The sequence below is a fragment of the Monoglobus pectinilyticus genome, assembly GCF_002874775.1.
GTDB lineage: Bacteria > Bacillota > Clostridia > Monoglobales > Monoglobaceae > Monoglobus > Monoglobus pectinilyticus.
This window is the reverse complement of sequence record NZ_CP020991.1, coordinates 229,712-242,168: the sequence shown is the minus strand read 5'-3', so window position 1 is coordinate 242,168 and position 12,457 is coordinate 229,712. Positions and strand designations below refer to the sequence as shown.

At 34.9% G+C, this 12,457-nt stretch carries 12 protein-coding genes; all 12 read left to right on the top strand.

Annotation, left to right across the window (positions count from 1 at the left end; genetic code table 11):
* Positions 1 to 126 precede the first annotated feature (126 nt).
* Positions 127 to 357 (top strand): trp RNA-binding attenuation protein MtrB, encoded by a 231-nt coding sequence (gene mtrB, locus B9O19_RS01145; RefSeq protein ID WP_102364712.1) that lies wholly within the window; start codon positions 127 to 129, stop codon positions 355 to 357.
* 3 nt (positions 358 to 360) lie between these two features.
* Complete coding sequence (pyk, locus tag B9O19_RS01140) at positions 361 to 2,121, top strand: pyruvate kinase (protein WP_102364711.1); 1,761 nt, start codon at positions 361 to 363, stop codon at positions 2,119 to 2,121.
* 12 nt (positions 2,122 to 2,133) lie between these two features.
* Positions 2,134 to 2,556, top strand: a complete 423-nt coding sequence (locus B9O19_RS01135) for an acyl-CoA thioesterase (RefSeq protein ID WP_102364710.1) — start codon at positions 2,134 to 2,136, stop codon at positions 2,554 to 2,556.
* A 149-nt stretch (positions 2,557 to 2,705) separates the two neighbouring features.
* A complete protein-coding gene (locus B9O19_RS01130) occupies positions 2,706 to 4,886 on the top strand; it encodes a heavy metal translocating P-type ATPase (protein WP_154058593.1) in 2,181 nt (726 codons plus the stop codon).
* An 18-nt stretch (positions 4,887 to 4,904) separates the two neighbouring features.
* Entirely contained in the window at positions 4,905 to 5,111 is a 207-nt protein-coding gene (locus tag B9O19_RS01125) for a heavy-metal-associated domain-containing protein (protein ID WP_102364708.1), read from the top strand.
* 164 nt (positions 5,112 to 5,275) lie between these two features.
* The gene (hisZ, locus tag B9O19_RS12150) at positions 5,276 to 6,931 is read left to right on the top strand and encodes an ATP phosphoribosyltransferase regulatory subunit (RefSeq protein ID WP_158648873.1); all 1,656 of its coding nucleotides are present in this window, start codon (positions 5,276 to 5,278) and stop codon (positions 6,929 to 6,931) included.
* Positions 6,928 to 7,644 (top strand): 1-(5-phosphoribosyl)-5-[(5-phosphoribosylamino)methylideneamino]imidazole-4-carboxamide isomerase, encoded by a 717-nt coding sequence (hisA, locus tag B9O19_RS01115; RefSeq protein ID WP_102364706.1) that lies wholly within the window; start codon positions 6,928 to 6,930, stop codon positions 7,642 to 7,644. Before hisZ ends, hisA begins: the two co-directional genes overlap by 4 nt.
* 2 nt (positions 7,645 to 7,646) lie before the next feature.
* Complete coding sequence (gene hisIE, locus B9O19_RS01110; RefSeq protein ID WP_102364705.1) at positions 7,647 to 8,285, top strand: bifunctional phosphoribosyl-AMP cyclohydrolase/phosphoribosyl-ATP diphosphatase HisIE; 639 nt, start codon at positions 7,647 to 7,649, stop codon at positions 8,283 to 8,285.
* Positions 8,286 to 8,315: 30 nt separating this feature from the next.
* Positions 8,316 to 8,690 carry a VOC family protein gene (locus B9O19_RS01105; RefSeq protein ID WP_102364704.1) on the top strand — a complete coding sequence of 125 codons (375 nt, stop codon included), beginning with the start codon at positions 8,316 to 8,318 and terminating at the stop codon, positions 8,688 to 8,690.
* Positions 8,691 to 8,869: 179 nt separating this feature from the next.
* Positions 8,870 to 10,744, top strand: a complete 1,875-nt coding sequence (dxs, locus tag B9O19_RS01100) for a 1-deoxy-D-xylulose-5-phosphate synthase (protein ID WP_102364703.1) — start codon at positions 8,870 to 8,872, stop codon at positions 10,742 to 10,744.
* A gap of 9 nt (positions 10,745 to 10,753) precedes the next feature.
* A complete protein-coding gene (locus B9O19_RS01095) occupies positions 10,754 to 11,554 on the top strand; it encodes a TlyA family RNA methyltransferase (protein WP_102364702.1) in 801 nt (266 codons plus the stop codon).
* 15 nt (positions 11,555 to 11,569) lie between these two features.
* Positions 11,570 to 12,442 (top strand): NAD(+)/NADH kinase, encoded by an 873-nt coding sequence (locus B9O19_RS01090; protein ID WP_102364701.1) that lies wholly within the window; start codon positions 11,570 to 11,572, stop codon positions 12,440 to 12,442.
* Positions 12,443 to 12,457 lie beyond the last annotated feature (15 nt).

Sequence of the window (12,457 nt, the reverse complement as noted above, 5' to 3'; positions counted from 1 at the left end):
AATTTTGCGCTTAATATTTTATATTTAAACTAATTTTGCTTGATTTTTTTATCGCTTTGGTATATAATGCCTTAAGTAAATATATATGTTGTTTTTAATAGCAATATAAAATCTGGAGGTTTATATATGGATGTAAACACTTTTGGTGAATATGTCACAATCGTTGCAGAGGAAGACGGAGTAACTATTATTGGTTTAACCAGAGGAAAAGACACACGGTTTCACCATACTGAAAAATTAGATAAAGGTGAGGTTTATATTGCTCAGTTTACAGAGAATACTTCTGCAATAAAAATTAGAGGTAAATCAAAATTATATACAAAAATGGGAGTAATAAACATAGGTGAGGAGAAATAATCAATGAGAAGAAAAACTAAAATAATATGTACACTTGGTCCAGCCACAGATGAGCCAGAAGTTTTAAAGCAGCTTATGCTGAATGGGATGAATTGCGCCAGGATAAATTTTTCTCATGGTACTCATGAGGAACATTTGGTTCGTATAAATGCAGTGAAGAAAATGCGTGATGAACTCGGCCTTCCAATAGCCCTTTTACTTGACACTAAAGGCCCTGAAGTGAGAACCGGAGATTTTGAAAATGGAAAAGTTGAACTCGTTGAAGGACAGAGCTTTACTCTTACTCCTAAAAATATAGTTGGCGATAACACTCGTTCATCAATCACATATAAGGATTTGGCAAAAGATGTATATGCAGGCGCCAAAATTTTGATTGACGATGGATTAATTGAAATGAAGGTTACCGGCATCAAAGGTTCTGACGTAGTATGTGAGGTTTTAAACGGCGGTCCTGTCAGCAATCATAAAAGTATAAATGTTCCGGGAATTGAGCTTGGAATGGAATATATGAGCAAAAAAGATGTTGAAGATATTAAATTTGGAATTGAACAGGATTTTGATTTTATAGCAGCATCATTTGTCCGTTCAGCTTTTGATGTTCTTGACATAAAAAGGATATTGGAACAAAACGGCGGAGAAAATATTCAAATCATTTCAAAGATAGAAAACAGGCAGGGTGTTGACAACATTGAATCAATATTAAAAGTCAGCGAAGGAATAATGGTAGCAAGAGGAGATATGGGAGTTGAAATATCCTTTGACGAACTCCCTGCCATTCAGAAAAAGCTGATAAAACAATGTTATACAGAGGGTAAAAAGGTTATAACTGCGACACAGATGCTTGAAAGTATAACACATAATCCGAGACCAACCCGTGCTGAAATTTCTGATGTGGCAAATGCGGTTTATGACGGAACTTCCGCCGTTATGCTTTCGGGCGAAACGGCTGTCGGTGAATATCCGGTTTTGGCTCTTCAAACTATGGCAAGAATCTGTATTAAAACAGAAGAGAATATAGATTATGTTAAGAGGTTTGAAAATTTGCATTTAAATCAAACAACCAGTGTTTCAAATGCGATAAGCCACTCGTCATGTACGACTGCACATGATATCGGTGCAGCTGCAATCATAACTGTCACTCAGTCCGGATATACTCCGCGTCAGATTTCTGCTTATCGTCCTAAATGCCCTATTATTGCAGGTGCTTTAAATAAAAAAATATGGCGTCAGCTGAATTTGTCATGGGGCGTCACTCCTATTATGACAGAAGTTAAGAGCACAAGCGATGAGCTTTTTGAACATGCTGTGAATTGTGCAGTAAGAGAAACTAAACTGGTTAAAAAGGGTGATGTAGTTGTTCTCACCGGAGGTTCGCCGTTAGGTATAAGCGGAACTACAAACATTTTAAAAGTTCTGTTGGTTGGGGATATACTAGCGTCAGGACAAAGTCTTTCAAATAAATCAATAAGCGGAAAAGTTTGTGTTGCTTCCAATAACAATGAGGCTTTAAAATATTTTGAAGACGGCGATATATTGGTAATACCTGAGACTTCTAATTCTATAATTTCTATATTAAAAAAAGCCTCAGCGATTATAACAGAAGTTTCCGGAAGCACGTCACATGCCGCCATTGTTGGAATGACTTTGGATATTCCTGTTTTGGTAGGTGTTAAAAATGCGACAAAGATTCTGAAAAACGGTACCACGGTTACAATAGACGGAATAAGAGGACAAGTTTACTCCGGTATAGCAAAGATAGTATAAGGAGAGATAAAATTGTTTAAAACAAAAATTACGGTTCGATACTGTGAAGTTGACAGTATGGGAGTAGTGCATCACTCTAGATATTTTCCTTGGTTTGAAGTCGGCCGCACTGAATTCTTTAAAACTTCAGGTATGTCATACAGAGAAGTTGAAGAAAACGACGTTTTGCTTCCTTTGCTTGACTGCTATTGTAAGTTTATTAAGGGTGCTAAGTATCAGGATGATGTTTGGATTGAGGTTAATTTAAAGAAATTGGGCGTTGCAAAATGCGTTTTTGAATATAACGTTATTAGAGATGACGGTGAATTATTAGCCACAGGATATACCACTCATGGTTTCACTGACAGAAAATTTAAACCACTAAATCTTTTGAAGAAATACCCTGAAATTTATGCTTGTATAAAAAATCTGCAAAGTTTTAATAATGAAGCGTAGTATATTATTCTATTAGATTTATATAATAAGGATGAGTAATTCTCATCCTTATTTTTATTGACATTATAAAATAAATATGCTATGATTATTACAAGTTAGGAATTGCTAACTTTTTACAAATGTTCCAATTATTGAAAGGAGCTGTTGTTATGAGGTCTGAGCTAAAAATTGACGGGATGACCTGTGCTGCATGCAGCGGAAGAATAGAACGTGTTTTAGCAAAAACGAACGGTATTGAAGAAATCAATGTTAATTTAACAACTGAAACGGCAACTGTAAGTTTTGACCAAACACTTATAACAAATGATGAAATAATAAATAAAATTAAAAAAATGGGTTTCGGAGCTGAGGTTTACGACGAATCAAAAGAAAATTCCAATCAAAGAGAGTTTAGAAATCTAAAAATATATCTTATATTTTCTATAATATTAACCACCCCTCTGATTTTGGGAATGATTGCCTCGTGGCTTGGAATTCATATAATGTTTCTTCATGACCCGATTTTTCAATTAATCTTAGCTACACCGGTGCAGTTTATAATAGGTTATAGATTTTATAAACCAGCGTTTTATGCTATAAAATCAAAAAGCCCTAATATGGACGTTCTTGTTTCTATTGGAACGCTGTCTGCATATTTTTTCAGTTTATATAATGTGATAGCAGGTAATATAGTACATGGACAGATGGATGGTCTTTATTTTGAATCGTCCATGACTATTATTACTTTAATATTGCTGGGAAAATATTTGGAATTAAGAGCAAGAGTTAAAACAAGCGAAGCTATACAGTCGCTGATAAAACTACAGCCGCAAAATGCAAATCTTCTTCGTGACGGAGTTATAACTACAGTACCGCTCTCTATGTTGAATGCCGGAGATGTAGTTGTTATCAATCCGGGCGAAAAAATACCAATTGATGGTGTTATAAAAAGCGGACGGTCAACAGTAGATGAATCTATGCTTACGGGCGAAAGTCTTCCTGTTGACAAAAAAATTGGAGACAATGTATTTTGTGCTACAATTAATAAAATGGGCGTTATACAAGTAGAAGCTGAAAAAATTGGTAAGGAAACAACGTTATCAAATATAATCACATATGTTAGAAATGCCCAGGGCAAGAAAGCTCCAATACAAAAGATAGCGGATAAGGTTTCAGCTGTTTTTGTTCCGGCTATTATGATAATAGCTCTGATAACTCTTTTTGCTTGGTATTTTATTACTAAAAACTTTGAAACTTCTTTGATAAACGCAGTATCAGTTTTGGTTATTGCATGTCCATGTTCTCTTGGACTTGCAACCCCAACAGCAATTATGGTTGGTACGGGGCTCTGTGCTAATCACGGAATACTTGTAAAAAGCGGTGAAATATTAGAAATATCCTCAAAAATAAACACAGTTGTATTTGACAAGACCGGTACTATAACTAAAGGAACGCCTGATGTCACCGACTTAATATTATCTAATCAGGAAGATAAAGAAACATTTTTGAAAATAATCGGCGGATTGGAATTTGGAAGTGAGCATCCGCTTGGTAAGGCTATTTATACACATTGTGTTAAAAATGTTAATGGTTTGCTGGAGCTTGAGGAAACTGAAGCAAAAGTAGGAATGGGTATAGAGGGAAAAGATAAGGAAGGAAATGTATATAGAATCGGAAATAGAAAACTAATGAATTCAGCTAATATTGAGATAAGCAATATAGATTTAAAAAAAGCGTCCGAATTTGAAATGCAAGGTAAGACTGTAATGTTTGTATCCGAAAACACGAATTTTATTGGAGCCGTAGCCCTTTCTGACACAGTTAAGGAAACATCTGTTCAAGCAGTTAACAGATTGAGCAGAATGGATATTGATGTTTGTATGCTGACAGGTGACAATGATGCGACTGCTGCAGCAATTGCTAAGTCGGTAGGTATAAAAAAAGTGTTTGCTAACGTGTTGCCTCATGAAAAATCAGAAAAAATATTGTCTTTTAAGTCAAAAGACAATGTTGTGGCCATGGTTGGCGATGGAATTAATGATGCGCCTGCATTAGTCAGTGCTGATATAGGTATAGCAATGGGCGATGGGACAGACGTTGCTATTGAAGCTGCAGATATAACTTTATTGAGAGGAGACCCAAATGCAGTTTGTGACGGAATTTATCTTTCTAAAATGACTATGAAAAAGATAAGACAAAATCTATTTTGGGCCTTTATATATAATGGAATAGGAATTCCGTTCGCAGCCTTTGGATTTCTCAACCCGGCAATTGCAGGTGCAGCTATGGCTCTCAGCAGTGTTTCGGTTGTGACTAATTCATTACTTTTGAAAAGAATAAAGATAAAATAAAAATATAGAGGTGTTAATATGAAAACTTCAGAGATTAAAATTAAAGGCATGAGCTGCAACCATTGCGTTGCTTCTATACAAAAAGCTCTTTCAGCTTTAGAAGGCGTAAAAAGTGTTGATGTCAGCCTTGAAAACGAAATGGCGACAGTTGAATATGATGAGGCCAAAACAGAAGAAAGCATTTTTAAAAATGTAATAGACGATATTGGATTTGAAGCAGTTTAATGTTTCTGTATAATTAACCGGACGTACTTTATAATTAAGTGCGTCCGGTTTTTATTTATATAATATATAACAAATTAAGACAAAATATATTGACTTATAGCTGGTAAAAGTGGTATAATGTCTTTTATATGAATTGAATATATAACTTTATGGATGTGATAATTTTGAGTTTTGGAAAGATTACGCATACTCCGGTAGGACTTGCCGATGTATTATGTGATGAGTATGAACTTAAACTGCGTATAGAAAATACAGCTTGTACAGTTTTTAAAGATTATGGTTATCGAATGGTTCAAATTCCGACTTTTGAATATTTCGATGTGTATAATGTTACTACCCCGACTCAGGCGGAACATATGTTTAAGTTTTTTGACAATGATGGAAGAATGCTTGCTCTTCGCCCCGATTTAACTACCTCTGTAGCGCGTATGGCGGCAACTAAGCCGGCTGCCGGTAAATTGCCGCTTCGTATTTCTTACTGTGGAAGCGCTTTCAGAAATGAGGAAAATTTCAGTCAAGCACGCCAGCGTGAATTCACACAAGTCGGAGTTGAACTAATTGGTGACAACAGTGTAAATGCTGATGCTGAAATAATTCAAATTGCAATAGAAACATTTTTAAAATCCGGAATTAAAAATTTTCAAATTGATTTGGGTCAGGTTGAATTTTTTAAAGGTTTGGTTGAACAAACCGGCTTGAGTGACAGCGAAAGCGATTTAATACGCAGTCATATAAATGACAAAGATTTTATTGCTGTTCAGTCTGTTCTTGACAATTTAAATATTAACAGCAATATGAAATCAATGTTTCAGAACCTAGCAACAATGTTTGGCGGAATTGAAATTGTTGATAAGGCTCTTTGTGATAATGACTTAAACCAACGTTCCAAAGACGCGTTAAAAAACTTGAAGGATGTTTATTCAATTCTAGTTGAAAAAGATTTGGACAAATATGTTTCAATTGATTTGGGAATGGTTCAAAATATAGACTATTATACCGGAATTATTATACGTGGATTTACATATGGCGTAGGATTTCCAATTTGCAGCGGAGGAAGATATGATAATTTGTTGGCGAAATTTGGAAGAGACATTCCTGCTACGGGTATAGCTATAGGCGTAGAGCGCGTCATGGCTTCAATATATGATGAAAATAATGACAGTGACAAGGAAATAAGCAGCAGCGAATACGTTACCGTGGCTCTTGCTAAAGGCAGATTGGCGGAATTATCTGTAGATATATTTGAAAAAATAGGATTTGATGTAAATCAAATTAAAGAAAAAACAAGAAAATTAATTTTTACTGATGAAGAAAATAAGTTAAAATTTATACTGGTAAAAGCTTCCGACGTACCGACTTATGTTGAATACGGTGCCGCGGATATAGGTATTGTAGGTAAGGATACGCTTTTAGAAAACAATAAAAATCTGTATGAAGTTTTAGACTTAGGTTTTGGAAAATGCAAAATGGCAGTAGCCGGTCCTAAAGAAATGAAAGACAGGATTGATAAACAAAACATTATGCGTGTTGCAAGCAAATATCCTAGAATTGCCAGAGAATATTTCCATAAAGTTAAAGGGCAGACCGTTGATATTATAAAGTTAAATGGCTCAGTTGAGTTAGGTCCGTTAGTTGGACTTTCAGATGTCATTGTAGATATAGTCGAAAGCGGTAAAACTTTAAAGGAAAATGGTCTTGATGTTTTGGAAAAAATTTGTGATTTAAGCGCCAGACTTGTGGTAAACCGAGTTAGCATGAAGTTAAAACGCGATAAAATTGTTGATATTATTCAAAAGATGAAAGGAGAAATAAACTGTTGAAGATTTACCCCGCAATAGACATAATAGGTAGAGAATGCGTCAGACTCGTTAAAGGCGATTATTCTCAAAAGACAACTTATTCACAAAATCCGGTTGAGGTTGCAAAAAAGTGGGAAGAAGCAGGCGGTGAATTTCTTCATATCGTTGATTTGGATGGTGCAAAATCAGGTGATATGCCAAATTTTGAACTCATAAGAACTATAGTATCTGAACTTAATATACCGGTTGAAGTTGGCGGAGGAATCCGCAGTATGGAATGTGTGGATAAGTATTTAAACGCTGGGATTGCGAGAGTTATCTTGGGAACTTCAGCTCTTAAAAATCCCGATTTTGTCAAATTGGCTGTCGAAAAATACGAGGATAAAATTGCTGTCGGAATAGATGCTAAAAACGGTATGGTAGCAATCAGCGGTTGGGAAGATGTCAGCAATACGCCTGCTGTTGAGTTTGCAAAGTTAATGGAAAGTATCGGAGTTAGATATATAATTTATACTGATATAGCAACTGATGGTATGTTAAATGGTCCTAATATAGAGGCTATGGCAGAAATGCTTGAAAATGTTAATGTAAACATAATAGCTTCCGGAGGTGTAACTACTTTAAATGATGTGAAAAAACTTGCTGCTTTAGGCGTAGAAGGCGCTATAATAGGCAAGGCGCTATATACCGGAAATATTGATTTAAAAGAAGCTATTTTGAAAGGAAGATGTTAATAATGGAATTTGTAAAGGATTTGAAGTTCGATGAAAAAGGTTTGATACCTGCCGTTGCACAAGATGCGGTGAGCGGTGAGATATTGATGCTTGCATATATGAACGAAGAGAGCATTAAACAGACAATTGAAACAGGACATGCTGTGTATTTTAGCAGAAGCCGTCAAGAGCTGTGGGAAAAAGGCGCTACTAGCGGCAATATTCAGAATGTGGTTGATATGTATGTTGATTGTGATCGAGACGCTATAGTATTAAAGGTTAATCAAACCGGCAATGCTTGTCATACTAACAATCACTCTTGTTTTTTCCGTAAGGTTGAGAATGGAAAGCTTATAGAAATTCCTACCGGACTAGCAGCGAGACCTGGAATTTTATATGATGTTTATAACGTAATTGTTGACCGTGTGAAAAATCCAAAAGAAGGTTCATATACAAATTACCTATTTGAAAAGGGCATAGACAAAATGCTGAAAAAAGTAGGAGAAGAAGCTGCAGAAGTTATCATAGCTTCAAAAAATTATGTAAAATCAGAAGTTCAATATGAAACAGCAGATTTACTTTATCATCTGTCTGTTGTTTTGGTTGAGCAGGGCTTAACTTGGGATGATATATTTATTGAGCTGCAAAAAAGATATAAATAATATTCAAAATTTATTCAGGAGGTAATAAAAATGGTAGGAATTGAGCACGTGGGAATATTTTCAAATGACACTGCCGCACTTAAGGATTGGTATATTGACATGTTCGGCTGGAAGGTTGTTTATGACAATGGCAAAGGAACATTTTTCTTAAAAGCAGATGACGGTGGCATGATTGAATTTTGTAAAACTGATATTGACGGCGGAAAACAGGATATGAAAGCAACCGGTATCAGACATATTGCAATTTCTGTCTCCGATTTTGATGGAATGGTAAAAAAACTTATGGATGCCGGCGTTAAGGTTCTGACAGAAGCTGCTGTTAATCCAAAAGGAATTGGAACAATGTTTTTTGAGGATCCTGACGGAAATGTTCTTCATTTGATTAACAGACCTTCTCCGCTATAAACCATACCTAAGTTGTTTGGCACAAATTAGGTTTACAAGATAAAAGCTTGTAAACCTATTTGTGTTTTGTTTATAATATGTAAGATTTTACAGCCAAATGATATAAGTTAATTTCAGATAATTTTATTAAATTAATTTATATTATTTGGTTTAAAATATAAGAAGAGGAAGTAACCATTTTGTTTAGTGAAATTTCAAATACCGGCGAATTAAAAAAAATGAATATTGAACAGCTTCAAAAATTGGCTTCAAGTATAAGGTCTTTTTTGATTGAAAAAGTCTCAAAAACAGGAGGTCATTTATCTTCAAACCTTGGAGTTGTTGAACTTACTATTGCTCTTCACAAAGTGTTTGACCTTGACCAAAATGATGATATTATTTGGGATGTAGGTCATCAAAGCTATACCCATAAGATTTTAACAGGCAGGGCAAATAAGTTTGATATGCTAAGAAAATATGACGGTATAAGCGGATTTCCTAAAACATCTGAGGATAAAAGGGATACCTTTAATACTGGTCATAGCTCTACTTCAATATCAGCTGCAAGCGGAATAGCTAAAGCTAAAGAGTTAAAAGGGATTTCAGGAAAAACAATTGCAGTAATTGGCGACGGAGCCATGACAGGCGGAATGGCATTTGAAGCATTAAATTATTCCGGTCATACAACCAAAAACTTAATAATTATTTTAAACGACAATGATATGTCTATATCAAAAAATGTAGGCGGAATTTCAAAAGCATTAAAGCGTTTAAGAAATGCAAATAGATACCTTAAATTTAAGCAAGATGTTAAATTAGCACTAGATAATATACCTGTTGTAGGAACACCAACTAAAAAGGGGTTAACAAAATTTAAAAGCGACTTAAAAAAAATAGTAATAAATGGGGACAGCGTATTTGAAAGTATGGGATTTACATACATGGGTCCTGTAGACGGACATAACTTTGAAGAGTTATTTACTATTCTGGAACATTCTAAAACAGTTGAAGAACCAGTGTTTATACATGTTCATACAAAGAAAGGAAAGGGATATTTACCTGCTGAAAACCAACCAGAGCTGTTCCATGGCGTTGGTTGTTTTGAACCATCTACCGGCAGAATTATATGCAACAATGACAGAATCACATGGTCAGAATGCTTTGGAAATACCATGTGTAAATTAGCTGAAAAAAATAAAGATTTGGTTGCAATAACAGCCGCAATGCCATTCAGCACAGGATTGGTTGAATTTTCTCAGAAGTATCCTCAAAGATTTTTTGATGTTGGAATAGCCGAGCAGCATGCGGTCACATTTTCCGCCGGTTTTACAATAGCAGGAATAGTTCCTGTTTTTGCTGTTTATTCCACTTTTCTTCAAAGAGCTTATGACCAAATTCTTCATGATGTTTCACTTCAGAATCTTCATATGATTTTTGCAATTGACCGTTCAGGTCCGGTAGGCGCTGACGGTGAAACACACCAAGGAGTATATGATATATCATATCTTTCACCAATGCCAAATATGACTATTTTTTCTCCTGCTTTAGCAGAAGACTTTGAAGCTATACTAAATATATCTGTAAATGATTTAAATGGACCTGTTGCTATAAGATATCCCAGAGGTTCTATCTTACACCGTTCAGACTTCTCTAATGTTTCTTTTCCAAAATTGGAATATAGAAACTGTTTTAAGGCTAAGGTGTTAGAGACCTATAATACTGTTGATGTATTAATAGTTTCTGTTGGTGTAATGTTGAAAAACGCTATAGAAACAAAAAAACTATTAAATGATATGGGATTTTCAGTTTCTTTGGTTGACGCATTTTGTATCAAACCGATTGATATTTCAACTATAAGAAGAGAAAGCAACAAAGCTAAAATTGTTGTAACAATTGAAAATAATGTAATAATCGGTGGGTTTGGAGAAATTCTTCAGTCTCAGCTCGACCGCTCAATTGTTAAATTTGCTTACAAAGACGAGCCAATCCCTCAGGGAAGCGTAAAAGAACTTGAGGAAAAGTATGGTTTATCACCGCAGTCTATAGCGGATAAAATAAAAAAATTACTGAGGTGATATATTGTTATGGGAAAACAGAGACTTGATAATTTTTTAGTAGAAAACGGATACATTGAAACTCGCAGCAAAGCACAGTCTTTAATTATGGCCGGAAGTGTTTATGTCAATAACCAGAAAGCATTAAAAGCCGGTGAACAAATAAAAGGCGATGAAACTATAGAAGTTAGAGATAATGGTATTAAGTATGTAAGCCGCGGAGGTCTCAAATTAGAGAAAGCATTAAAGGTTTTTCCAATTGATTTATCCGGCAAAATATGTATGGATATTGGCGCTTCTACCGGTGGGTTTACAGATTGTATGCTGAAAAATGGAGCCGTTCGCGTCTATTCGATAGATGTCGGATATGGACAATTAGCGTGGAAATTGCGTACTGACGACAGAGTTATTAACATGGAAAGAACAAACTTTAGATATGTAACTCATGATGAAATTAGTGATGATATTGATTTTTTTTCAGTTGATGTTTCTTTTATTTCATTGAAGCTTATATTGCCTCCGGCTTTTAAACTTTTAAAAGAAAGTGGTTATGGCGTGTGTCTGATAAAGCCACAGTTTGAAGCAGGAAGAGACAGAGTTGGGAAAAAAGGTGTCGTTAGAGATATCAACGTTCATAAAGAGGTAATAGAAGAAGTGATTAGTTTCACTAAAGAGATTGGATTTAAAGTTTTAGGTTTGGATTATTCTCCGATAAAAGGTCCTGAGGGCAATATTGAATACTTAATGTTTATAGGAAAAACTGGAGATAATGCGGATATAAATATTAATGAGATAGTTGAAAATTCACACAGCTTAAATAATCTGGAATAAATTTTGGTGATATATATGAAAAAGATTTCTATTGTTCCAAATACACTTAAAGATGAGAATTATTTGGAAACAAAAAACTTAATAAAGTATCTGTCTTTATATGAATGTAAGATTTTTTTTGAAGACATTCATAAGTCTGATCTGTACGATTTTTGTAAAAATATCGGTATAAATTGTTCTTTTGTTCCACGTAATATTCTGTTTTCTGAGGCAAATTTTTTAATTGCGCTTGGAGGAGATGGGACAATAATAGAAATTGCTGTTGACGCTGCAAAATATGAGATTCCTATAGTTGGGATAAACGTCGGCACTTTGGGTTTTTTAACTCAAACGGATAAAGGTGATTATTCTGCCATAAAAGATGTAATAGACAATAATTACGGGTTAACTGAGTGTATGATGCTGGATATAAGTATCATTTCTAAAGATAATCAGGAAATCTGTAATTTTCTAGCGCTTAACGACTTGATAGTTACAGGAAATTCATATAAAATGATAACCACATCTACTTCTGTAGATGGAACTAATATGGGTCGTTACTCTGCTGACGGTCTTATAGTGTCCACCGCAATAGGTTCAACCGCATATTCTCTCTCAGCAGGAGGTGCTGTTATGCATCCGGAAGTTGATGCAATGATTATTACTCCTATCTGCCCTCATACATTAAAGGCAAGAAGCACTGTTATACCTGGAAACAGCACAATTGAAATAACACAGATTCCGCCTTTTAGAACAGAAGCAGTTGCTCGCGCTGACGGAAAAATAATATACAAGTTTAAAGATTCATCTGAAAAAATAAGAATTAAAAAATCAAAGTATACAACATTATTGGTTAAACAGGAGCATACAAACTTTTTTGATGTGCTTAGAAATAAATTATCTGATTAAAAGATGATTATAAAA